The organism is Aliirhizobium cellulosilyticum (genome assembly GCF_014198105.1).
Classification (GTDB): Bacteria; Pseudomonadota; Alphaproteobacteria; order Rhizobiales; family Rhizobiaceae; genus Neorhizobium; species Neorhizobium cellulosilyticum.
Map to the genome: position 1 here is coordinate 320,692 of NZ_JACIGW010000003.1, position 24,362 is coordinate 345,053.

Below are 24,362 nucleotides of genomic sequence, written 5' to 3' on the forward strand. Positions count from 1 at the left end.
TCACGGCGACGTTGCCATCTCATCGAGCGGCACGACCATCGGATCGCCGGTCACCGGATCGTCGATAACGATAGCCGCAAGCCCGAAAACAGACTTCACAAGCTCCGCGGTCATGACGCTGCGCGGATTTCCTTCCGCGACAATGCTTCCGTCGCGCATGGCGACGATGTGATCCGCATAACGGCAGGCCTGGTTGAGATCGTGCAGAACCGCAACGACCGTGTTGCCCTGCCGGCGGTTCAGATCGCGCAGAAGATTGAGAAGCTCGATCTGGTGGGCGATATCGAGAAAGGTCGTCGGCTCGTCGAGCAGAAGAAGCGGCGTTTCCTGTGCAAGCACCATGGCGATCCATACACGCTGGCGCTGCCCGCCGGAAAGCTCATCGACGGCTCGCTCGGCAAGCGCCTCGACCCGTGCGGTGCGCATCGCCCATGAGACCGCGTCTTCGTCCGCCTGGCTCCAGCGCTGCAGGAAGGACTGGTGCGGATACCGGCCGCGAGCCACGAGATCGGCAACCGTGATCCCGTCAGGCGCCACTGAACTCTGCGGCAGAAGACCGAGCGTGCGGGCGACATGGCGAGCCGGGATGCGTTCGATCTCTTTGCCGTCAAGCACGACATGACCGGCATCCGGCCGGATGATCCGTGCCAGCGCTCGCAAAAGCGTGGACTTGCCGCAGGCATTGGGGCCAACGATGACGGTGAAAAGACCGTCCGGAACCTTGAAGCGCAGATCGCGCGAAATGGTCCGGTCGCCATAAACCAACGTGACGTCTCGGGCTTCAAGCCTGCTATCCGAGCCAATGCGGGTGGTTCTGGAAACGGAATCGATCATAAAACTTCCATCCTTCAGTCGATCGCTTTTGGCTGAACGGTGGAAGCATCGTCAACCAATATCTCTCTGCTCGGAGCATCCGGCATGTTCAAGGGGGCCCGCCATGGCGGCCGCTGCATCTTGATTTGAAACTTGAGAACGGTCAGCTGCAAGCGATAAAGTATGGCGTCTAACATGAACACCGACTAGCTGGCTTCTGCAAATTTGGCACACCGTCAGCGGCCACGAAATCTCGCACGAGCGCCCGGCAACATAGGCAAGAATACACATAACCGGTGTAACTTCATTGCAATGTTTGACGTATAGCGTCGAGAGATGCCGAGGGACAGAATTCAAAAGTTATTCTTTGTAGCAATGTTAGGCTTGGCGGTGCTGGTCTATCTGGTTGCCAATCCTGTGCGTGCGGAAGAACCTTCAAAAATTGTTAGCTCCTGCTGGACCTCGAGCGGATTATCGAGCGACATGGTCGAACTTGTAGGATCGCTTGAGCATTGGATTTGCGGGGATCAAACCTATTCGCTCGAGGGCGAAAGGGTGCTTCTGCGCTTCGAAATCGGGCCCGACGATACGCTTCCCCGCTATCTGTTCTCCAGGAGAAGCGCACTTCAGGCCGTTCATCTGTTGGCGATCGACCGGGATGGCGCGACACGCCAAAGTTCATTTTCCTCAGGTGACCTGTTGAATTCCCTTCGTGGCGGGTATTTCAAGGCATCGTTGCCTGAAGTCACGCGCAACACGCAACACGTCATAGCTGCATTTGATCTGCCAAGCCATCGGATGACGCTGGAGCGTGCGTATCTGTCACAATCCGACCTCCCGTTGAGTGGCAATCTTCTACGATCATTTCTGCTTCTTGCCATCCTTGCCGGCATGCTTTCCATGCCGCTCATTTTCAACGCCGCTTTCTACAGGATCTTGAACGAGCCTTTTGTATTGTGGCATTCCACGCTGACAATCTCGCTTCTGCTGACGATATTGGTCTCGTCTGGACTTGCAGCGGTTCTCTTCGACCTGCCGGCGATGACGCTAAGCTGGATGACGACGATCATTTTCGGTTTTACCGTGGCATCCGGGGCTATGTTTACCCATAGTTTCATCGAACCCGGACGTATGCATCCCATCCTGCGCCGAGCGTTGCTTTATTGCGCAGGCTGGGCAATGTTGCTGAGCATCTCTCACGCTGCATTTCCTTTCGTAGCGCGCCCTATTCAGTCGACGCTCTATACGGCGGCTTTTGCGCCGATTCTCGTCATTTTCTTACTGTCAGTTGCCGACGCCTTAAGGCGAGGCAGCCGTGCCGCCAAATTCCAGGCGCTTGGCTACATACCCGTGATCTTGGCCGGATCGGTGCGGCTGGTTACCGGTATCACTCCTTGGCTGGAGAGCAATGATGCCATGCTGCTCTTCTATATGGGATGCGCATGTGAGGTTTTGTTCACCACTTTGGGGGTTGCCGATCGCTTCATGGCGATCCGGCGCCAGAGAGACAGCGCACGCTTCGAGGCGGATGTCTTCGAGCGCCTGTCGGAATCCGACGCACTGACGGGGCTGCTCAACCGAAGGGCAATAGAACAGAATTTCGAAACGTATCGTGCCGAGGGATATCGCGCGCTTGCCGTACTTGATCTCGACCACTTCAAGAAAATCAACGACGTTTACGGTCATGGGATCGGCGACGAGGTTCTGAAAGCGGTGGCCGAGACCCTGCAGGCCGACCCTCAGATTCGTGCATTTCGTCTGGGCGGCGAGGAGTTCGTGCTTCTCGTACGCGGTGAAGACGCCCAGCTACGGGCGGAACGTCGGCGCCAGGCAATTACTGCCGCAGTCGCAACTGCGCTACCGGAACTTGGGCAAGCGGTCACCGCCAGCATGGGCATGACAAACTCCCGACCAGATGAAGATGCGGGCTTCGCCGAGCTTTACAAGCAGGCCGACAGATTACTTTACGACGCCAAACTCGCTGGCCGAAATCGAACAAAACTCATTCTGGTGCAAGGCGCCTAGACCTGCCCCGATCACCTGAACCACTCGTCCAACAAATCAGACATTCGAATATGCCACTGCTCTCTGCCTGATACTGAGAGGGCAGGCGTGAGGCCGACAGTTCATCGGCATGGATTAGGTTGTTCCTTGAAGCCTGAGTTTCTGCTCGCTTGATGAACCTGCGCGATAGCTGCACCCACAGTGCCGGGCAAAGAGCTTTGTCAAAATTCGGAAGCGCGAACGGATATGCAACAGGACTTGCCCCACGTGCTGCAGTCCGTCGAGAGGTGATCCACTATCTATAAACGCAACAAACCCGATCGAAGGCTTCTCCAGCCCCGAGACAATTCAGGCCGAAACTAGCCGAAGCCAATACTAAGGCGACGTTGCATAGCCCGAAATATGCGACAAAACGTCAACATTTTGATCCACACGCGCTTGGATCCATCTCAATGACGCAGGCAACCGGTTGATAATATAACGTTTTCTAGAAATCTCTCTTGTCATTACGTTTGCTAATTACAGTGATCCAATAAATTCAATTCTTTAAACGTCACATCTCTGCCACAAAGTTTTCAGGCGCTTCCTTCGAAGTGAAAAGCAAATTCAGATCAGTTTTTTTTGAGGCAACCTCGACATGGATTGCACTCGATCATTTGTGCTTATCAGAAACAAAAGGAGCCCTTTCTGATGAAATACATTTCAAATTCAAAAGTAAACGCTTCCTAATTTTAGCGTTACTTGGGAGAGAGCAGATATGCTAGCTATTCTTGGATTAGTGACAATCCTTGTTCTGTTGACAGTTATATTGACGAACAAGCTGTCACCATTGGTTGCCCTCATCGTGATCCCGATCATCGCATCGCTGATTGGCGGGTTCGGTGCAGAGACAGCAACATTCATCGTCAGTGGCGTCAAGAACATCGCGCCGACGGCAGCCATGTTCGTCTTTGCGATCGTCTTCTTCGGTGTCTTGACTGACGCCGGCATGATGGACCCGATCATCGACCGCATTCTGAAAGCCGTCGGGTTAAAGCCGACCCGCATCGTCGTCGGCTCGGCATTGCTCGCCCTGATGATCCATCTCGACGGTTCCGGCGCGGTCACCTTCCTCATCACCATTCCAGCCATGCTGCCTCTCTACGACCGTCTGGGCATGCAGCGCCGCATTCTGGCACTCGTCGTGGCTCTGGCTGCCGGTGTCAACTTCCTGCCCTGGACAGGTCCGGTTCTGCGCGCTTCGGCTGCACTTAACGTGCCTGTATCGTCGATCTTCACACCGCTCTTTGTCGTGCAGATTGTTGGTCTGGTATTCGTCTTCGCCACAGCCTGGTACATGGGTAAGCGCGAGGAACGTCGCCTTGGCCTTGGTGCTGGCGCCACGGTTGCTGCAGCCGGCGAAGGTTCGGAAGGCGCCTACAAGCGCGAACTGACCGAAGCCGAAAAGGAAATCCGTCGTCCGCATCTCTTCTGGGTGAACATTCTTCTGGCGCTTGCGATCCTCGGTACGATGATCTCAGGTTATGTCGATGCCGCTCCGATGTTCATGATCGGTACCGTGCTTGCCCTGATGATCAACTATCCCAAGGTCAAGGACCAAAAGGCTCGCGTCGATGCCCATGCAAAGGCCGCGCTGATGATGGCCTCCATCCTCTTCGCCGCTGGCGCCTTCACGGGCATCATGGGCGGTACAGGCATGATCAAGGCCATGGCCGCAGCCGGCGCAACTTATGTCCCGGCAGACCATGCACAGGCCATTCCCTTCATCACCGGTATCCTGTCGATGCCGCTCAGCCTGCTGTTCGACCCCGACTCCTACTACTTCGGTGTCATGCCGGTTCTGGCAAATGTCTATCACAGCTTCGGCGGTGACCCGATCCACGTCGCCCAGGCCTCCATTCTCGGCCAGATGACCACCGGCTTCCCCGTCAGCCCGCTGACGCCCGCCACCTTCCTGATCATGGGCCTTACCGGCGTCAGCCTCGGTGAACACCAGAAACTGGCAATTCCATTCCTCTTCGCTGCCACGGTCCTGATGACCATTACCGCAGTGATCCTGGGTGTCATCCCATCCCCGTTCGGATGAGCCGCGCCCACCTGATTTGAAATAAGGAGTTACAATAATGCGTACTATTCGCATCGGATCCGGAGCCGGATATTCCGGCGATCGCATCGAGCCGGCGGTGGAACTCGCCGAAAAAGGCAACATCAACTACCTCGTTTTCGAATGCCTGGCAGAGCGCACCATCGCGATCGCCCAGAACGCCAAGCTGAACGACCCGACAAAGGGTTATGACCCGCTACTCGTCCAACGTTTCGAGGCCGTATTGCCGATCTGCAAGAAGAACGGCATCAAGATCATCACCAATATGGGCGCTGCAAATCCGCAGGCCGGCGCTGCCAAGGTTCGCGAAATTGCCGCCCGCCTGGGCCTCGGCAAGCTCAAGATTGCAGCCATCTCCGGTGACGATGTCGTCGAAGCCCTCAAGGTCAGCGACACCAAGATTCTTGAAACCGGCGCTCCGGCTTCCAGCATGGCCAGCGTGCTCGTCTCCGCCAACGCCTATGTGGGTGCCGCCCCCATGGTCGAGGCACTTGCCAACGGTGCCGACGTCATCATCACCGGCCGCGTTGCCGATCCGTCGATGTTCCTGGCCCCGCAGATCCATGAGTTCGGCTGGTCGCAGGACGATTGGGACAAGATCGGCAAGGGCACGGCCGTCGGCCACCTCTTGGAATGCGGCGGTCAGGTCACCGGCGGTTATTACGCCGAACCCGGCAAGAAGGACGTTGCCGACCTCGCACGCCTCGGCTTCCCGATCGCGGAAGTTTCCGAAGACGGCGCGATCGTCATCACCAAGGTTGAGGGGTCGGGTGGCAAGGTTACCGAGCACACCTGCAAGGAACAGATCCTCTATGAGGTTCACGATCCGAAAACTTACCTGACACCGGATGTGACTGCCGACTTCTCGCAGATCACCTTTACGGAAATCGCTCCCAACCGCATCCGGGTCGGTGGCGTGACCGGCCGTGCCCGCACCGACACCCTCAAGGTTTCGGTCGGCTATAACGACGGCTACATGGGCGAAGGCCAGATTTCCTATGCAGGTCCGGGCGCTTTGGCCAGAGGCCAGCTCGCACTGGAGATCGTCAAGGAACGACTCAAGATCACCGGCGTCAAGGCCAACGAACTTCGCTTCGACCTTATCGGCGTCAACTCGATCCACGCCGATGTCCTGGCCCCTGCTCCCGAACCGACTGAAGTTCGCGTTCGTGTCACCGGCCGTTGCGACAGCATGAAGGAAGCCGTGCGTATCGGCAACGAAGTCGAGACGCTCTACACCAACGGCCCTGCCAGCGGTGGTGGCGCCACGAAATCGGCCAAGCAGGTCGTTGCGATGCTTTCCGCGCTCTTCCCACGCGACAAGGTCGTTCCCGTCATCGAATATCTGGAGGCTTAAGGTTATGAAACTCTTCGACATCGCCCATTCCCGCACCGGCGACAAGGGCAACATCTCCAACATCTCCGTCATCGTCTATGACCAGAAGGATTACGAACGGGTCCGCGAATATGTCACGCCCGAACGGGTCAAGGCGCATTTCAAGGGCATCGTCAACGGCGAGGTCGTCCGTTACGAAATCCCGACGCTCGGCGCGCTCAACTTCGTCATGCAGGATGCGCTCGGTGGCGGCGTAACACGCTCGCTCGCCCTTGATGCACACGGCAAGTGCCTGGCCTCCGCGCTTCTGGCGATGGACATTCCGGCCAAGAACTAAGGCGTCAAAGGCGCGGGCAGCCTGAATTCTTGTGGGCTGCCCCGCCTCCCCCGAAGAGGAAAAATCCATGTCAAAAGTAAGTAGCGTCTCGGCTGCAGTCGAACAGATCCCGGATGGCGCGGTATTGATGATCGGCGGTTTCATGGGCGCGGGCACCCCGCCACTGCTGATCGACGAACTGGTCCGCCAGGGCAAGAAGAACCTGACCGTGATCGCCAATGATACGGCCCGCCCCGGTGTCGGCATCGGCAAGCTGATCGATGCCGGTTTGGTGAAGAAGGTGATTGCCAGCCATATCGGCACCAACCCGCAGACCCAGAAGCTGATGATCGCAGGTGAACTCGAGGTCGATCTCGTTCCGCAAGGGACGCTGGCCGAGCGGGTGCGTGCCGGCGGTTCCGGGCTTGGCGGCGTGTTGACGCCGACGGGTGTCGGCACAACGGCAGGTGAAGGCAAGAAGACCGTCGAACTGAACGGCGTCACCTATCTCGTCGAAGAAGCCATCAAGGCCGATATCGCGCTGATCTCAGCCCGCAGCGCCGACTATTCCGGCAACCTGCGTTACTCGCTGACCTCGCGCAACTTCAACCCGCTGATGGCGCTCGCCGCCGAACTGGTGATTGCCGAGCCGAACGAGATCGTGCCGATTGGCTGCATCGAACCCGATGCCGTCGTCACCCCGCATGTGCTCGTCGACGTGATCGTTGTGAAGGGAGCGGAGAAATGAACGACAAGGAAATCATCGCCCGGCGTGTCGCGCTGGAACTGAAGCGCGGCTCGCTCGTCAATCTGGGCATCGGCCTGCCGACCATGGTCGCCAACTATCTTCCAGCCGATGCCGGCATCTCCTTCCAGTCGGAAAACGGCATTATCGGCATGAGCGCCCTGCCCGACCCGGGCCTTGCCGGCGCCGACCTGACCGATGCCGGCGGCTCGCCGATCGGCGCCTTGCCCGGTGCCTGCGCCTTCGACAGCGCCATGTCCTTTGCGCTGATCCGCGGTGGTCATCTCGATGTCACCGTGCTCGGCGGCCTGCAGGTCGATGAAGAAGGCCAGCTTGCCAACTGGATGGTTCCCGGCAAGATGGTGCCCGGCATGGGCGGCGCGATGGACCTGGTCTCGGGTGCTAAGCGTGTGATCGTTGCCATGACCCACACGGCCAAGGGCGCGCCGAAGATCCTGAAGAAATGCACGCTTCCGCTGACGTCTGTTCGCCGCGTCGATCTGGTCGTCACGGAAATGGCTGTGATACAGCCGACCGACGAGGGGCTTGTGCTTCTGGAAACGGCTCCCGGCGTGACGGTCGATCAGGTTGTCGCCGCATCAGAGGCCAAACTGTTAATGCCGAAGGCTCCAGGCGTGATGGGCATCGCAGCCTGACCTGTCGGTTTGCGGGAGGGGCGGTATCCTCTCCTCCGTCGTCCCTCCCGCGTCATTCCGGCTCAAACCGAGCCATCGTAGTGCAGAGGCGTATATCTTCTTCTGCACCATGCTCTCTCTTATCGCTACGGATCCAGGCCTGAATGCCGATGGTTGCTGTGGCAGGATTGGAAAAACCATGACCAATATCGTAATCGTATCGGCCGCCCGCACGGCGATCGGCAAGTTCATGGGTGGGCTTTCCACCCTTCCCGCAAGCCAGCTGGGTTCGATCGTCATGCGCGAGGCTCTAGCGCGCGGCGGTGTCGAAGCCTCTGCCGTTTCCGACGTCGTGCTCGGCCATGTGCTGAGCGCCGGCCAGGGCCAGAACACCGCCCGCCAAGCAGCCGTTGCCGCCGGCATTCCGATGGAAGCTACCGCACTCACCATCAACCAGGTCTGCGGATCCGGCCTGCGTGCGGTAGCACTCGGCGCCCAGTCGATCCTTGCCGGTGATGCCGATGTGGTTGTGGCCGGTGGCCAGGAGAACATGAGCCTTGCCCCGCATGCCGCCGTGTTGCGCTCGGGCATCAAGATGGGCCCGGCCGAATTCGTCGACACGATGATTCGCGATGGTCTGTGGGATGCGTTCAACGACTACCACATGGGCATCACCGCCGAAAACGTCGCCGAGAAATACAAGCTGACCCGTGAAGAACAGGACGCATTCGCACTTGCCTCGCAAACCAAGGCCGCAGCCGCCATCGCAGACGGCCGGTTCAAGGCAGAGATTGTTCCTGTCACGATCAAGACCCGCAAGGGCGACATCATCGTCGATACCGACGAGAACCCGCGCGCCACGACGCTCGACGTTCTTGCCGGCCTCAAGCCCGCCTTCAAGAAGGACGGCACGGTAACGGCCGGCAATGCCTCGGGCCTCAACGACGGCGCGGCTGCCGTGGTGCTGATGCGCGAGGATGAAGCTGCCCGCCGTGGTCTGACCCCGCTTGCCCGGATCGCGTCGTTTGCAACGATGGGCGTCGATGCATCGATCATGGGCACGGGCCCGATCCCGGCATCGCGCAAGGCGCTGGAACGGGCCGGCTGGAACATCAACGATCTCGACCTGATAGAGGCAAACGAGGCGTTTGCGGCACAGGCGCTTTCGGTCAACAGGGAACTCGGCTGGGATCCGGCCAAGGTCAATGTCAATGGCGGGGCGATCGCCATCGGCCATCCGATCGGCGCTTCCGGTGCCCGTGTTCTTGTCACGCTCTTGCATGCGCTGAGGGCCCGTAACGCCAGGAAGGGTCTCGCAACGCTCTGCATCGGCGGCGGCATGGGGATCGCCCTCTGCGTCGAGGCGCTCTGAAACACCCCTGCGAAGTTTTAGCTTCGCAAGGCGTGGGCATCTGGTGGGTGCCCACGCCTCTCCAAATTTCCGCTAGGCTGACGCGGGCGAACCGCCAGCACCTCATAGCAATATTTAAACAAGTCAGGGCGCGAACGGCATTGGCTGTCGCGATTAGGAACTGTGCCTCAGCGGCACTTTTCGCCAGAGGATTACATGAATGGCCAAAGATCAGTCACACGTTCTCATCATCAATTGCGGCAGCTCATCGCTGAAGTTCAGCCTGTTTTCCGGCGAAGGCCGCACGGCAGTCGTTTCAGGCCTCGCCGAAAATCTCGGACAGCCGGAAAGCCGCCTGATCCTCAAGGAAAACGATGCGAAAGTGACGATCGCCCTTGATGGTGGCAGCCATGACGCAGCGCTGCGCCGACTGATGGACAGCCTGAAGGAGCGCGATCTGCTGGACGCGATCGGCGCTGTCGGACACCGGATCGTGTATGGCGGCGAGCGTTTCACTAAGGCAATCCGCCTCGACGCTGCGGTTCTCGACGAGATCGACGCTCTTTCCTATCTCGCACCGCTGCATAACCCGGCAAACGTGCTTGGCGTACGTATCGCCATGGAGGTGCTTGGATGGGTACCGCATGTGGCGGTGTTCGACACGTCCTTCCACATGACCATTCCGCAATCAGCGCATGCCTATGCCATTCCGCAGACCTATCGGTATGCAGGCGTTCGCCGTTACGGCTTTCACGGCACCAGCCACGGCTTTGTCGCGAAGGAAGCCGTGGAACTGCTGGGCCTTGACCCCAGCGATCATGGCCTCGTGATTGCCCATCTCGGCAACGGTTCTTCGGCAACCGCAGTCCTGAACGGCGAAAGCGTCGATACGTCGATGGGTCTCACACCGCTTGAAGGCCTCGTCATGGGCACACGTTCCGGCGATATCGATCCCGGCGCGATATTCCACATTGCCCGACAGGATAAGCTCTCTATCGATGAACTCGACACCCTGCTCAACCGCAAGAGCGGCCTGCTTGGCCTTTCCGGCCTCTCCAACGATTGCAGGGCGCTCGAAAGTGCGGCAGCCGAAGGCCATGAGGGTGCGGTTCTGGCACTCGATGCAATGGTCCATCGCCTCGCCCGTTATATCGGTGGACTTGCCACGTCCCTGCCCCGTCTCGACGCAGTCGTGTTTACCGGGGGTATCGGCGAAAACTCAGCCTTCGTACGCCGCAAGACGATCGCCCGGCTCAAGGTGCTCGGCATCTCGCTGGACGAAGAAGCCAATGGCCAGATGTTCGGCGGACGCTGCGGCGTGATCAGCGCTTCCGGCAGCAGGACCGCTGCGGCCGTTATCGCCACCAACGAGGAATGGGCCATAGCAAACGAGGCCCGGCCCTATATAGGTAAGGCAAGCTGAGGCGGTCCGATCAAATTCCGAGGCATCCGGTCCATACGAAGGGTTGCCGGGCGCCTCAAAATAGATTTTCCCGGCATGGCCGGAACGGTTATGACAAATCGAAAGGCGATAGTTTCATGTCGGCACATCTCATTTTCCTCGCACCGCTGGCGCAAGACGTCGACCTGAGCGCCGTAGCGCTCGGTTTCGTGCGAGCACTGCAGCGTGACGGTCTGAAGGTCGGCTTCGTCAAGCCGATCGCTCAGCCGACGGCCAGTGAACATCCCGGCTCGCCATTAAAGACGACCGAAGTCTCCACCTATTTTGCCCGGAGCCTGTGCCTGACGGAGGCACCCGAGCCGATCGCTTTCACTCATGCAGAAGATCTCCTGCGCAAGGGCGAGCTCGATCTGTTGCTTGAAGAAGTCGCAACGATGACGGAAGCCCTGCGCGCCGATCATGACGTCGTTGTCGTCGAAGGCCTGATCCCGTTTACCGATCTGCAGATCGTTCCCAGGCTCAATGTCGAGATTGCTCGCAGCCTCGACGCCGAAGTGGTTCCGGTCGTCAGCGGTGTCGACGATGACAAGCGGCTGACCGATACGGTTGCGCTCGCCGAGCGTCAGTATATGCGCGACGCCGAGGGGCATTTTGCCGGCCTGCTCGTCAACAAGCTGCCTGAGAAAAGCCGGCGTGAGGCTCTGACGGCTGCATTTGCCAAAGCCGGAATGGAAACCAGCACCATCCTCGGCGCGATCCCCTACGAGCCGAATCTCAACACGCCACGCCTGTCCGACCTCGTCTCGTCGCTCGATCTGAGCGTCGTGCAGGGTTCCAAGCTCGATGCCGTGCGTGTCCGCGAGATCGTCGTCGGCGCCCGTTCGGTCGAAAAGATGATCGACCGCCTGCGCCCCGAAACCCTGGTCGTCATGCCCGGTGACCGCAGCGATATCGCGCTTGCCTCGGCACTGGCTCACAGCCGTGGCGTACCGCTTGCCGGCCTGTTGCTCACCTGCGGCGCACCGCTTGCAACCCCGGTCGCAGACCTGATGGCCTCGGTCGGCTCAAACATCCTGCCGATCCTGTCCACCCCCGACGACACCTATGCAACGGCCTCGCGTCTGGCGCATCTCAGCTACCATGTCAGCCAGGATGACAGCCAGCACATGGAAAAGGTCATCGATTTCGTCGCCGAACATATCGACACGACATCGCTGCGTGACCGGATCGGCACCTCGACCGAAGCCCGGCTGTCGCCGCCGCGCTTCCGCAATCACCTGATCGAGGGTGCACGGAAGGCCAACAAGCGCATCGTTCTGCCCGAGGGTGAAGAACCCCGCACGCTGCAGGCTGCCGTCATCTGCCACCAGAAGGGCATTGCCCGCTGCGTCCTGCTCGGCCGCCCCGATGCCATCCAGATGATCGCCAGGGCCAAGGACATCGAACTGCCCGCCGATCTCGAAATTCTCGACCCGGCCGCCGTGCGCGCCAACTATGTCGACGCCATGGTCGAACTGCGCAAGTCCAAGGGCATGACACCTCCCCAGGCAATGGCCCAGCTGGAAGACACGGTCGTTCTCGGCACGATGATGCTCGCCGTCGGTGAAGTCGACGGTCTGGTCTCGGGTGCTGTCCATACCACGGCCAGCACGGTGCGCCCTGCCCTGCAGCTGATCAAGACGGAGCCGGGCCAGAGCATCGTCTCGTCGGTATTCTTCATGCTGATGCCCGATCAGGTTCTGGTCTATGGTGACTGCGCCATCAACCCGAACCCGACGGCTGACCAGCTGGCGGAAATCGCCGTCCAGTCCTCCGACACGGCAAAAGCCTTCGGCATCGATCCGCGGGTGGCGATGATCTCCTACTCGACCGGCACGTCCGGCACCGGTGGCGATGTCGACAAGGTGCGCGAGGCAACCGAACTTGCAAAACAGCGCAAGCCGGACCTCTTGATCGACGGCCCGATCCAGTATGATGCGGCAAGCGTCGAAAGCGTCGGCCGCTCGAAGGCTCCCGACAGCCCGGTCGCCGGCCGCGCCAATGTCTTCGTCTTCCCGGACTTGAACACCGGCAACACCACCTACAAGGCCGTGCAGCGCTCCGCCGATGTCGTATCCGTCGGCCCGATGCTGCAGGGCCTGCGCAAGCCCGTCAACGACCTGTCGCGCGGCGCGCTGGTTGACGACATCGTCTTCACCATCGCGCTCACCGCTATCCAGGCCGACCAGCAATCGGCGGGCGCGAAATAAGGCGTAGAGGGCAGAACAAGATCATCACGCCGGTTTCACATGCCGGCGTGATGAGTGCAGCCTCAACGAAATGCAAATAGATCCCAATGCCCGACTAGGCAGTCCGAGCTTTCCGCCTGCTGCAGCCGTGCCAGTCGCCAGTCGTTCACATCAGCTTCCTCAACAAGCCCTGTTTCAGCAGCGGCACTCGCAATGCCGAAAATGAATTGCCGCTGCAGCTCCGCGTGTGCTTTATCAAGCCGCCACGGGCTGGGTGCCAAGGCGACCTGAAACCCCTGCTCCTCCAGCAATCTGCGCAGAACCGGCGTAGCGTCTGGGCCGAGTGCCGGACCGAAACCCTTATCTCGCCTTTGATGGACATTGAACGCCGCAACCACCTCATCATCCAACGGATGATGTTCGTCCCAGCGACAAACACCATCATAATTCAGTGCGGCATAAAGGCCGATATTTGTCTGGGCGAGTTCTGAAACCAGCCGGGCCAGAAAGCTCTCCGAAACAAGATCGAAAAGAGCGGAGGCCGTCACAAGTCGCGCTTCGAAAAACAGGCTGTCAGCCGGGGCATCCAGATGTGCCTCCATACATTCAATCCGTGCGGACCCTGCATGCCGGCGTTTTGCCTCGATTAGCAACAGTGGATCATTATCGACCAGCCGCCAGCGCCAATGAAGAGCCTCAGGCAGAAAAGCCCTGAAGGTCGACCCTGTCCCGGCCCCCAGATCGACAACCAGCGTTTGTCCATGCGCCGCAGCCAGATGATCGATCACCTGCTTTTGGAGGCCGTGATCCCGCGCCGCATGATCGGCGGCTTCCCGCAGGTCAAGCCAAGTCTTGTCGAAGCCGGTCATCCTATACCTTCCAGAAAATCGGAAAGAACTTTGGCGCTCGCCGGCCAATCCGGTAAACGGAGGCCCGTGGCAAGCGCGGCGGCAGCGTAGGTTTGCCGTTTCTGAGGCGCATCCAGCATCGTCGCCAGCGCCTCCGCAAATCCATTGATATCGCCGGGCTCCAGCAGGATCCCGGCGTCACCAGGCACAAGATCAGGGACCGCGCCGCCGCGGCAACCGACGATCGGCAGGCCTCGCGCCATGGCCTCGGCAAACACCATCCCAAAACCCTCGTAATGGCTCGCCAACGCGAAGATATCAGCACCGGCATATTCCGCGTCGACGTCATCGAGTGCACCCGTCACGACAATCCTGTCGTTCAGGCCGAGTTCGGCAATCTGCCGGCGGAGGGCGGCCGCGGATTGGAGATCCATCCGGTCGCTACCGACGATACGGCATTGCCATGATCGATCTTGCAACTTCGCCAATGCCGCAACAAGCGTCTGATGATCCTTGCGTGGCGTCAGCGAGCCGATGGAAAGGATCATCGGCGGTGCGCCGTCGATGCTGCCATGCGCCTGCTCGGAAGGTGCCGTCCCCGGTATGGCGATACAGATCGAACCCTGTCGAACGCCGAAATTGCAAGCCAGAATGCGGGCCGTCTCGGGACTTGTAACAACCACCCCCCGCACATGAGCCAGCGCATCAGCTTCGCTTTGCCTGAGTTCTTCCGCTCGCTGTTGTAAAAGCCCGGTTTCCATCGCCAGCGGATGGTGTACGAGCGCGACGAGCTTCAGCCGCTCCGCCTCCCGCCTTGCAATATCGGGCATGGTGCCGAAGGCCAACCCATCGACAAGCACAAGGCTATTTTTCGCAAGACCGGCAAAGTGCCGTGCCGCCGTCTCAAGTTCGTCGCGGCCTGGAGCCGGAAATCCGTCCGGCAGTCTCATATGGTCGACTTGCCAGCCAAGCTTGCGCAATTCCGCGATCATTCGCCGATCATAACTGTAACCGCCACTGCGGGTCTCGATGTCTCCGGGAATGGCAAACACGAGATGCGGTGCTCCGGCTTTCTCATCCACACCGTTCAAATCGCGGCCTCATACCATGCGCGCGCCACATGGCTTTCGTGCAGCATGATCTTCAAGCGACAAATCCGCTTGCCGCCCGGCCCAAGCTCGCCCGCCTCAATGCGTCGACGCAGATCGTCGAAGATATGCTTGGCCAGCACTTCGGTGGTGGTCACCTTGCCGCGAAAGATATCCAGTTCATCGAGGTTCTTGTAGTTGAGCGGTGCCAAGGCGTCTTTGAGCACGACTGTCGCCAGCCCGATATCGACGCCAAGGCCGTTGTCATCGAGATCCTCCGTCATGAAGGCGGCGTCGACAACGAAAGTCGCGCCGTGCATGGCCTGGGCGGGACCGAAAACCTCGCGCGGCAGGCTATGGGCAATCATCATGTGGTCGCGCACTTCGACGGCAAACATCGTTCTTGGATTCTCCGGTTGTCAGGAATAGCGGATGCGGTGACACAACGTATTCGGATCGGCGAGGATCCGGATATAGCTTGCGGCGAGATCATCGAAAGCGGTCTCACCGGAAATGAGAGCATCAAGCCGGTCGTCCGCCAGGAGAGCGAGCGCTGTTTCAAGCCGCCGCGAAAGTGGCCAACGGGCTCGCCTTGCAGCCGGGACATGGCCAACCTGCGAGCCGACAATCGACAGGCGATGGCTGTGAAACCGTCCGCCGAGCGGTATATTGACCATACCTTCCCCGAACCACGACATTTCGACGATCCTCGCTTCGAAGCCGGCAACCGCGATGGCAGTCGCAAGGCCTTCGGATGTTGCCGAAGCATGAATGACCACATCGCTGTTGCAGGCAGATCCCTCGGCTTCGCCGGGTAGAGCGAAACGGCAACCGAAAGCCGTGGCAAGCGCCTCTCGCTCGGAGTTCACATCGATCAAGGTGACATCCGTCCCCGGTATTCTTGCCGAAAGATATGCGGCGAGAAGCCCAACAAGTCCGCCACCGACAACGGTCACCTTGTCGCCTGCGAGGATATTCGCGTCCCAGATGCCATTGAGCGCCGTTTCCATGTTTGCGGCAAGCACGGCGCGGGATGCAGGCACATCGGGCGGAACGGCTATCGCCATATCTGCCGGCACATGAAAAAGGTCCTGATGCGGATGGAGACAGAAGACGGTTCGACCGGCAGGCGTCTCTGAGCCCGCCTTCACCGTGCCGACCACCGCATAACCGTATTTGACAGGAAACGGGAACTCGCCGTCCTGCAGCGGCGCGCGCATGCAATCATGTTCACTCTCCGGCACCGATCCTTCGGCCACCAGAGCCTCCGTGCCTCTGCTGATCGCGCCAAACCGGCTTTCGACAAGCAGTTCGCCCTCGGTGAGCGGTCCGATCATTGCCGGTTTCAGTTCTGCCTTCATTTTACCCGTCAGCCACAAGGCGCGCGATGTCGTCATGTATGGCTATCCGCCAAAGCTTGGGATTGAACCGTCGTATCCCGATGGAAAGGTGCAGTCGCGCGGCGACGCCAGCGACGGGCGGCATGCGGCACGAGCGGGCTCAAAATCCGCGGCATGCGCACCTCCTCGGGAACGGCGAACAGGCCGAAGCGCGTCGCCCAGCGGCCGAAACTCTTCGAGGCGGTCAGCATTGTGAACGGGATTGCCAGACAGAGACCGACAACCATAGGCAATGTCCACAGAAGAGCCGTTACTCCTGCACCTGCAAGGAGAGCGGTGGCGAGCATAAAACCGATGACGGTTTGAAGTCCCATTGTCTTCAAGGCTGAAAGAAAGGAAACCCCGAGCCTGTCGCGGTTCTGACCGCTCCATGTGACGCAGCGGCCGAAAGGCAAGCCGAGCAGAAAGACCGACACGTAGACCGCGATGATCGGCGCCATCAGCATCGAGGCGAGAATTTCGATTATTGCCGACAAGCCGAACCGCAGCGGTCCGCCATAACGCCGCACCGCGCCCTTGGTCAGACAGACATCGAGCATGCCGGCGAGTTTTGGGGCTACCGACATGAAGAAGATGACGGCAAAGAGACTAAGGCCCAACTGCAGATAGGCGGGATCGAACTCCCCAGAGATGGCTTTCCACGCGGCGGCAAAGGTTGCGACGATCCAGGCCGGCGGCGCGACATACATCAATATAGCCTGCAGAACCTGGAACCGGCTGAGCATTTTCAGCCCGGGCTCGAACAGGAAACGCCAATATTGCATGTTTCCCTGGCACCAGCGCAGATCTCTCTTGGCGAAATCGGGAAATGTGGGCGGGTTGGCCTCGAAGCTCTGCGTCTCGACAGGCAGCACACGCACCTCGTAACCGCCGCGACGCATATAGGCGGCTTCCAACTGATCATGGCTCAGCACATGTCCGCCGAGCGGCGGAGCGCCCGGCAGGATGGGCAAGCGGCAGTGGGCCATGAATCCCGCCGTGCGGATCAGGGCGTTGTGCCCCCAATATGGGCCGCAATCGGCATTCCACCACGCAGCCCCCATGGTGAAAGCACGCATGCCATGGCGCATGCCAAACTGGAACATCCGCGCAAACCCGCTGGTCGCCGGCATGCCGACCACAAGCGACTGCAGGATCCCGATCTCGGGCCGCGCCTCCATCGCTGCGACAAGCCGGATGATCGCATCACCGGACATGACGCTGTCTGAATCGAGCGGCAGGAAGAAGTCGTAATCCTCGCCGTATTTATCGAGAAAGTCGTGAATGTTGCCGGCCTTGTAGCCGGTATTGACCTCACGCCGCCGGTAGACCGGGCGGTTTTCAGCGGGAAAAGCGACCGCGCCAACGAAGCATTCGAAGCCCATGGCCTCGGCTTTCGCAATGGCCTCGTCGGATGTGTCGCTCAAGACGAAGAACCGGAAATGCTGCGCGAGGCCCGTCGCCTTCAGGCTGTCGGACATCGCCTCCAGCCGTGCCAGAGCCGGCAGCGGATCCTCGTTTCGCAGAAACAATGTCAGTGCGGTTCGCGACGAAAGGCTATTGGGGCGGCCGCGCTCACCTTGCGGGTAAAACGGATAGATACTGCGGGCAGGATCGCCCGGCCCATGCTGAAGCATCAGTCCGATGATCGCATTCCAGAAGCCAAGCACGGTCCAGGGCATGGCCAGCAGAAAACCGAGCAGCATGACGGCCTCAAGCAGATCGATCCCGCCCGGTGAAAGGAGGCGGAACAGCCCATATCCCAGCGCTGCAATCGTTGCGAGATTGAACGCCAGCACAATCATCCGCCGTGCGCCGATCGGTAGCCCCGCATATCGACAGGTGATTTCCGGCGTAGTTTCGCCGCGAGGCTTATGGCCACTCTCGAGACCGTCGCCAGGGACAGTCTCGGCGGTTTTCGGCCGACTGGTATGCAGATCCATGGAGGCATGCTTTCGGTGGGTGTCCGAAAGCTAAAAGTAGGAGCCGATTACGTTTCAACAAGCAGGCACGCGTTCAAACGGCCTGCCTCTACCGTCACGAACGGGTGATCCGGCATGACGCCGGACAAATCCTTGATCGACGAAGGTTTCATATCCTCGAAAGACAAAAAAGCCTCCGTCAGCATATCGGCTGGCGGAGGCTCAATTTGCTATGCCGCGCGGGCAAGCCTTGCTTTGCGTCGCGCCCTATACCAGACAAAACCCACAGCAAGCAGCAATGCGGCAATCGCGGCCGCCCCCATGCCGATCCTTGCCAGCTGAACGATATTCGACTTCGGTCCGCCTTCGCGGATCACCTGAACGTCTTCTGTCGTCACGGTCAGCTTGTCATTGCCGTATTGAGCCAGAAGATAGTTCGAAAGCGAGGCAACCTCGACATTATTCAGCTGCACGACGGCATTCACCTGATCACCGAAAGGCGGCATGAAGACATGACCGGCTTCGGTGTGGCGATCCACGCCGTTGAGGATCGCGGCGATCACATTGATCGAGTTGTCGCCTGCCGTCGCGGCATTGTGAAACAGGCTCGGATAATAGCCGTCCTTAGTGCCCTGGGCATTGTAGCCATGGCAGGAGGCGCAGTTGGCGGCAAAGATCTGCGCCCCGGCGTGATCGCCCCTCAGTCCGTCGGTATAGTCCTTGCCGCGGAAAGCGGCCATGTCATTGCCTGCTGAACCCTTGTCGAAGCGGGTAACGCCTGATGCCTGCCCGGCATTGGCGGAGGGAACGCTGTGCACATAGGTGGCGATCGCGTTCAGGTCCGCATCGGTCAGGTGCTGGAAGGAGTAGCTGATGGCTTCCGCCATGCTGCCCGCCGCCTGCGCCCTGTTTTCCAGCTTGCCAGTCTTCAGGTAGGTGACGAGATCCTCCTTGCTCCAGGAGCCGATACCATGCACCTTGTCATTGGTGATATCGGGCGCATACCAGGCGCCGACCTGACCGCCGGTCAGATTGAGGCTCTTCTGTTCCTGCATGAAGACGCCGCGCGGCGTGTGGCAGGTGCTGCAGTGCGCGGCACCCTCAGCCAGATATTTGCCGCGGTTCCATTCGTCCGACTGGATCGGATCATCCTTATGTACCTCGTTCGGACGGAACAGCAGGCTCCAGCCCATCATCGAAACGCGGATGTTCATAGGGAATGGCAGCTTCGTTTCCGGAGCTTTCTCGTCCACCGGTTCTACGCCCTGCATGAAATAGGCATAGAGCGCGTGGATGTCCTCGTCCGTCATGTTGGAATAGGACACATAGGGCATGGCCGGATAGAGGTTTGCGCCATCTCCACGAACACCCTTGCGCACTGCATCGGCAAACTGGGCTTGCGAATAGTTGCCGATGCCGAACTGCTTGGAGGGCGTGATGTTCGTCGACATGATCGTGCCGACCGGGGACACCATGGATAGGCCGCCGGCCATCGGCTTGCCGCCGTCATGGTTGGTATGACAGGCAACGCAGTCGGAAGCGGTCGCGAGATAGCGGCCCTTCTCGATCAGCTCCTTGGAGAATTCCTGTGCTGCCGCCGGTGCCAGCGCAACAAGGGCAAGCGGTGCCGCGAGGGCGAAGGATTTTACGGTCTTCATGATCAGGCGCCCCGCATCTGCTCGACAATGGCGTCGCCGGCCTTGAGGGCAAGCGCGGTCATGGTGATGGTGCTGTTGCCGCAGGCACCGGCTGCCATTGCGCCGCCACCGGGGATGAACAGGTTTTCGTGGTCATGGGCGCGGCAATCGACATCGACAACCGAGTTCGACGCATCCCTGCCCATGATGGTGCCACCCATGATGTGCTTGCTGTTGTTGTATTTCGGGCTGATCTTGATATCGATCGCACCCATGGCTTCGGCGATCTGCTTGCCGATCGGCTGGGAATAGACTTCCCAGCATTTACGGACATAGTCGCCGACGTCGTAATTGATCGACGGCTTAGGAAGACCGAGCCAGTCTTTCTTGTCCGACAACGTCAGGCGGTTATTCGGGTCGGGCAGAATTTCGTGAGCCGCGACGATATCGGCCGTGCAGGCCGCCATGCGCCGGATTTCGTCGTCCAGAGCCTTGCCGACCAAGCCCTTCTTCAGCGCTGCGAATGTGACGAAGCGGTTGCGAGCAAAATTGTTGTAGCGGAAGTAGGCGCCGGCATGTTCGGAGCGGAACGCGCCTTGCGAGGTTTCCATGATGCCCGAATTGACGACCGGGCCGATGCCAGACCAGAAGGGCTCCTTGGTGGTGACCGTGAACGTGCGGGCCGGATGGTCCATCATGTTGCGGCCGACCTGATCGGAGGAATTGGCAACCCCGTTCGGGTTGCGGTCGTCCTTCGACATCAACAGCAGTTTCGGGTTTTCCAGACCGTTACAGGCGAGCACGAATAGCTTACCGCTGATGCGGTGGCTTTCCTTGTGCTGGTCGTAGAAGTGAACCGCCTCGATCTTGTTCTGGGCATTCGTCTCGACCTTATAGACGACAGAATCGACCAGCAGCGTCGCGCCCTTCTTCTCGAGGCGATGCAATGCGGTTTCCGCATCATACTTGGCTGCCACGGGACAGACCGGTACGCAGTTATTGTTGGCGCAGCAGGCCGGACGACCGTCATAGGGCATGCCGCTGTTGCGGGCCTGCGAGACGGGAATGTTGTTGTAACCCAGCGTCTTGACGACTTCGGTGAATTTCACTTCGCCGGGCGAAAACGGCAATGCCGGCATCGGATAGGGTGCCGAGCGGTCGCCCGTCTGCGGCCATTGCTGTGAGCGGTCGGACGGGCCGCAGATGCCGAGTTTATGCTCGGTGCGGACGTAATAGGGTTCCAGCGTGTCGTAGTCGAACGCCCAGTCGCGACCAACGCCGTAAAGCGAGTTAAGGCGCATGTCCTCCGGCGTCAGGCGCCAGGAGGTGCCGGCCCAGTGCCAAGTCGAGCCGCCCGCGTAACGAATGAAGGTCTGATCATAGGCGTCAGGCCCGGTAAACTGCAGATAGGCGTCTTCCGGCTTCTCTCCGCCCATCGGATGCGGCGCCCAGGGCCGCGACGGATAGGCGACCGATGTATCGCCCTTCACGCCAAGAGGAGCGTTGCGCCAGTTTTCGACCACTTCGGCGCGCGTGACGCGCGGACCGGCCTCGATCATCAGCACGGAATGACCTGCATCGAGCAGCTGTTCGGCAATCACAACGCCGACGACGCCCGTTCCGACGATGACGACGTCGGCACTATTCTTGGTAACCATGGGGAAAAGACTTTTCTTCGCTGGATTTCGTCAGAAGCGCGGCATCGGCGCCGAAAGCGGCAAGTTGGGCCGGGTCCACAGGTTGGGACCGGAAATGCCGTAGGAGGGGATGGTCAGAATATCGCTGGTCGTCTTGAAGGTCAGCGCTTCTTCATAGGTGAAGACGGTCGCATTGCGCTTCTCGGAGGAACAGCCGCTATACCAGGCAGAAATCACCCAATGGGCAAAATCCTTCAGCTCGCCATCGGGAATATCGCCGAAGAAATCTTCGACCTGCGCCGCATTTTTCTTCTCGGCGATGGCGATGATCGCATCGAGCATCTGCGGAAGGTTCTTGTATTCACCGCTTGCCGTATCAACGATACGCGCGCCGACAGCCGGGCTGAGCTGGTGCTGAATCAGCAGGTTGGACAGTTTCATGAACTGTCCCTGCGTGCCGGCATCGACGGCCGCCAGCGAGAGGGTGGGACAGAGCGTTGCAGCAATGCTGCCGGCAAACAGCGTCGCACCGCCGAGCAGAATGCCACGGCGCGACATCATCAACGTACCGTTGGGGTCTTTCGACTGTCTAGTCATCGTTTTCCTGACCATGGGGAAAAAGAGGCTGATGCCTCCGGGGTGAAAGCTGCGGCCGTTAAGGCGCGTTGCGTGTGCGCGAAATGTCGGGCAAGTTTCGTCGCAACCCTGCTCCCCATCGTGTCAGAGGTGGGGATATTGAGGGCGGAAGTGGGACAATGAATCGCGGACATGCAACAACAAAAAAGGCGCGAGTGAACACAATGACGCTGTCGCTAGACAGCGCGGTCCTCCGCCGCACCGAATTAGTTGGATAGCTGATTATCAGCTACGCCACCAATTGATAATTGTCAATCCGGCAAAGGGAGGCACACCGGCGTGATCGTTACTGCTCATGAAATCCTGCATTCGCACGGTATTCTGCTGCGACGCTGCCAGCAGGTGGCGCTCGCCATGTTCACGCAGGAGGCAGGCGATCTCGGCTTTTCTCCCACGCAATACAGTGCGCTAGCCTTTGCCCATATCGAACCCGGCATTCACCAGAATACGATGGGGGAACGGATCGCACTCGATCGCTCATCCGTTACCAAGTGCCTGGAAGGTCTCGAAAGCCAGGGTTTCGTTCGCCGGGAAGTCGATCCGAGCGATAAACGTGCCCGCCTGATATACATCACCCCGGAAGGCGAGGAGATGCTGAAGCAGGTCGCCGCCGCCGCACGACGTGCACGCAAACGATTCCACGCCGCCCTCGGCGAGGCTGAGTTCGGCCACCTCATGGATCAGCTGAGCGCGTTCAGCCGCGTGCTGGAAGAGCCAGAAGAGGGAAAGTAGCGGATAGGATCACGTCCGGCGGGTAAGGCAGCGCGAGACGCTATCCTGCCAGCCGGCGATTGCCGACTTCCTCTCTTCATCCGCCATTTCCGGTTCAAAACGCTTGTCGCGTTTCCAGTGAGCAGCAAACCCTTTCGCATCCGGCCAGACGCCGGCACGGGAGCCGGCAAGCCAGGCGGCACCGAGCGCTGTCGTCTCCAGAAGCTCCGGCCGGTCGACGGGGGCGGCAAGGATGTCGGATAGGCGCTGCATCGTCCAGTTGGAGGCAACCATGCCGCCGTCTACGCGCAGCACGGTCGTCGCGCCGTGACCCTGCCAGTCCTTCTTCATCGCCTCAAGAAGATCGTGAGTCTGGAAGGCGACGCTTTCGAGGGCCGCGCGGGCAAATTCAGCCGGGCCGCTGCTGCGGGTGAGCCCGAAGATCGCGCCACGGGCCTCCGCATCCCAATAGGGTGCGCCCAGCCCGGTGAAGGCCGGAACCATGTAGAGCCGCTGTTTCGGGTCAGCCTGCCGGGCAAGCGCGCCGACTTCGGAGGCAACTTTGATAAATCCGAGCTCGTCGCGAAGCCATTGCACGGCCGCACCGGCAATGAAGATCGAGCCTTCCAGCGCATAGGTAGTCACGCCGCCAAGCCGATAGGCGATTGTGGTCAGAAGCCTGTTGGAGGATGTGACACGATCGGTGCCCGTATTTAGGAGCGCAAAGCAGCCTGTACCGTAGGTAGATTTCAGCATGCCGGGTTCAAAGCAGGCATTACCGATGACTGCGGCCTGCTGATCACCAGCGACGCCGAGGATCGGCATTTCTACGCCGAATATCGATTTGTCCACCACGCCGAAGTCCGCCGCGCAGTCTTTTACCTCGGGCAGCACGGCCCTCGGTATATCGAGAATGCCAAGCAGTTTATCGTCCCAGTCATTCTCGCCGATATTGTAGATCAGCGTGCGCGAGGCATTTGTGGCGTCGGTTACATGTGCCCTGCCGCCAGTGAGCTTGTAGATAAGCCAGCTATCGACCGTGCCGAAGCATACTTCGCCGCCTTCGGCGCGGACACGCAGACCCTCGACATTTGAAAGCAGCCAGGACAGTTTTGTCCCGGAGAAATACGGGTCCAGCAACAGGCCGGTCTTTTCGGTAAAGGTGGCCTCAAGCCCCCTGCTCTTCAACTCCTCGCAAAGTCCGGATGTGCGGCGGTCCTGCCAGACGATCGCCGAATTGAGTGGCTTGCCGGTCTTGCGGTCCCAGACGACAACGGTTTCGCGCTGGTTGGTAATTCCGATCGCTGCGATATCGGCGGCCGAGATCCTCGCCTTCTCGATCGCCGTGCGGGCCGTCGCAAGGACGCTTTGCCAGATTTCCTCCGGGTCGTGCTCGACCCAGCCGGAGGCCGGAAAGAACTGGGTGAATTCCTGCTGGCCAAAACCTTTGATCGCCATGTCGCCATCAAAAACGATCGCCCGGCTCGATGTCGTGCCTTGGTCGATGGCAAGAATATACCCACCCATAAATCCAAACTCCTCCAGATATTCCATAAGATCCGGCATAAGA

General features: G+C 59.7%; 20 protein-coding genes. 10 read left to right on the forward strand and 10 right to left on the reverse strand.

The window, feature by feature from the left end; translation table 11 throughout:
* Window positions 1-834, reverse strand: coding sequence for an ABC transporter ATP-binding protein (locus GGE33_RS15945; RefSeq protein WP_183824885.1), 834 nt, complete (start codon window positions 832-834; stop codon window positions 1-3).
* A 354-nt stretch (window positions 835-1,188) separates the two neighbouring features.
* Here GGE33_RS15945 and GGE33_RS15950 point away from each other — a divergent pair, with 354 nt between their 5' ends.
* From GGE33_RS15950 to pta, 9 genes are all read left to right on the forward strand, one after another.
* Complete coding sequence (locus GGE33_RS15950; RefSeq protein WP_246436216.1) at window positions 1,189-2,838, forward strand: GGDEF domain-containing protein; 1,650 nt, start codon at window positions 1,189-1,191, stop codon at window positions 2,836-2,838.
* Window positions 2,839-3,574: 736 nt separating this feature from the next.
* Window positions 3,575-4,903, forward strand: a complete 1,329-nt coding sequence (locus tag GGE33_RS15955; RefSeq protein WP_183824892.1) for a CitMHS family transporter — start codon at window positions 3,575-3,577, stop codon at window positions 4,901-4,903.
* Window positions 4,904-4,940: 37 nt separating this feature from the next.
* Window positions 4,941-6,278 (forward strand): acyclic terpene utilization AtuA family protein, encoded by a 1,338-nt coding sequence (locus tag GGE33_RS15960; RefSeq protein ID WP_183824895.1) that lies wholly within the window; start codon window positions 4,941-4,943, stop codon window positions 6,276-6,278.
* 4 nt (window positions 6,279-6,282) lie between these two features.
* Complete coding sequence (locus tag GGE33_RS15965; RefSeq protein WP_139678196.1) at window positions 6,283-6,594, forward strand: AtuA-related protein; 312 nt, start codon at window positions 6,283-6,285, stop codon at window positions 6,592-6,594.
* 67 nt (window positions 6,595-6,661) lie between these two features.
* A complete protein-coding gene (locus tag GGE33_RS15970) occupies window positions 6,662-7,321 on the forward strand; it encodes a CoA transferase subunit A (RefSeq protein WP_183824899.1) in 660 nt (219 codons plus the stop codon).
* Window positions 7,318-7,974 carry a 3-oxoacid CoA-transferase subunit B gene (locus GGE33_RS15975; protein ID WP_183824902.1) on the forward strand — a complete coding sequence of 219 codons (657 nt, stop codon included), beginning with the start codon at window positions 7,318-7,320 and terminating at the stop codon, window positions 7,972-7,974. The genes GGE33_RS15970 and GGE33_RS15975 overlap by 4 nt, the downstream gene beginning before the upstream one ends.
* A gap of 178 nt (window positions 7,975-8,152) precedes the next feature.
* Window positions 8,153-9,325, forward strand: coding sequence for an acetyl-CoA C-acetyltransferase (locus GGE33_RS15980; protein ID WP_183824905.1), 1,173 nt, complete (start codon window positions 8,153-8,155; stop codon window positions 9,323-9,325).
* Window positions 9,326-9,524: 199 nt separating this feature from the next.
* Window positions 9,525-10,727 carry an acetate/propionate family kinase gene (locus GGE33_RS15985; RefSeq protein ID WP_183824908.1) on the forward strand — a complete coding sequence of 401 codons (1,203 nt, stop codon included), beginning with the start codon at window positions 9,525-9,527 and terminating at the stop codon, window positions 10,725-10,727.
* A 116-nt stretch (window positions 10,728-10,843) separates the two neighbouring features.
* Window positions 10,844-12,955: a phosphate acetyltransferase gene (gene pta / locus GGE33_RS15990; protein WP_183824911.1), complete on the forward strand. Its 2,112-nt coding sequence runs from the start codon at window positions 10,844-10,846 to the stop codon at window positions 12,953-12,955.
* Window positions 12,956-13,017: 62 nt separating this feature from the next.
* Here the strand turns inward: pta and GGE33_RS15995 are convergent, their stop codons facing one another.
* From GGE33_RS15995 to GGE33_RS16030, 8 genes are all read right to left on the reverse strand, one after another.
* The gene (locus GGE33_RS15995) at window positions 13,018-13,851 is read right to left on the reverse strand and encodes a class I SAM-dependent methyltransferase (protein ID WP_246436153.1); all 834 of its coding nucleotides are present in this window, start codon (window positions 13,849-13,851) and stop codon (window positions 13,018-13,020) included.
* On the reverse strand, window positions 13,800-14,864 hold the full coding sequence (locus GGE33_RS16000; protein WP_343062498.1) for a glycosyltransferase family 4 protein: 1,065 nt from the start codon (window positions 14,862-14,864) through the stop codon (window positions 13,800-13,802). The genes GGE33_RS15995 and GGE33_RS16000 overlap by 52 nt, the downstream gene beginning before the upstream one ends.
* Window positions 14,865-14,869: 5 nt before the next feature.
* Window positions 14,870-15,268, reverse strand: coding sequence for a 6-pyruvoyl trahydropterin synthase family protein (locus tag GGE33_RS16005; RefSeq protein ID WP_183824914.1), 399 nt, complete (start codon window positions 15,266-15,268; stop codon window positions 14,870-14,872).
* A gap of 21 nt (window positions 15,269-15,289) precedes the next feature.
* On the reverse strand, window positions 15,290-16,267 hold the full coding sequence (locus tag GGE33_RS16010) for a zinc-dependent alcohol dehydrogenase (protein ID WP_183824917.1): 978 nt from the start codon (window positions 16,265-16,267) through the stop codon (window positions 15,290-15,292).
* Window positions 16,264-18,192, reverse strand: coding sequence for a glucans biosynthesis glucosyltransferase MdoH (mdoH, locus tag GGE33_RS16015; protein WP_183824920.1), 1,929 nt, complete (start codon window positions 18,190-18,192; stop codon window positions 16,264-16,266). Before mdoH ends, GGE33_RS16010 begins: the two co-directional genes overlap by 4 nt.
* 209 nt (window positions 18,193-18,401) lie before the next feature.
* On the reverse strand, window positions 18,402-19,829 hold the full coding sequence (locus tag GGE33_RS16020; RefSeq protein WP_183824923.1) for a cytochrome c: 1,428 nt from the start codon (window positions 19,827-19,829) through the stop codon (window positions 18,402-18,404).
* 2 nt (window positions 19,830-19,831) lie between these two features.
* Window positions 19,832-21,466 (reverse strand): GMC family oxidoreductase, encoded by a 1,635-nt coding sequence (locus GGE33_RS16025; protein WP_183824926.1) that lies wholly within the window; start codon window positions 21,464-21,466, stop codon window positions 19,832-19,834.
* Between the two features lie 30 nt (window positions 21,467-21,496).
* Window positions 21,497-22,042 carry a sugar dehydrogenase complex small subunit gene (locus tag GGE33_RS16030; RefSeq protein ID WP_210297877.1) on the reverse strand — a complete coding sequence of 182 codons (546 nt, stop codon included), beginning with the start codon at window positions 22,040-22,042 and terminating at the stop codon, window positions 21,497-21,499.
* A gap of 318 nt (window positions 22,043-22,360) precedes the next feature.
* Between GGE33_RS16030 and GGE33_RS16035 the strand changes: the two genes are divergently transcribed.
* Window positions 22,361-22,813: a MarR family transcriptional regulator gene (locus GGE33_RS16035; RefSeq protein WP_148144673.1), complete on the forward strand. Its 453-nt coding sequence runs from the start codon at window positions 22,361-22,363 to the stop codon at window positions 22,811-22,813.
* Between the two features lie 9 nt (window positions 22,814-22,822).
* Here GGE33_RS16035 and glpK read toward each other — a convergent pair whose 3' ends face one another.
* Window positions 22,823-24,319, reverse strand: a complete 1,497-nt coding sequence (gene glpK, locus GGE33_RS16040; protein ID WP_183824928.1) for a glycerol kinase GlpK — start codon at window positions 24,317-24,319, stop codon at window positions 22,823-22,825.
* Window positions 24,320-24,362: the final 43 nt, after the last annotated feature.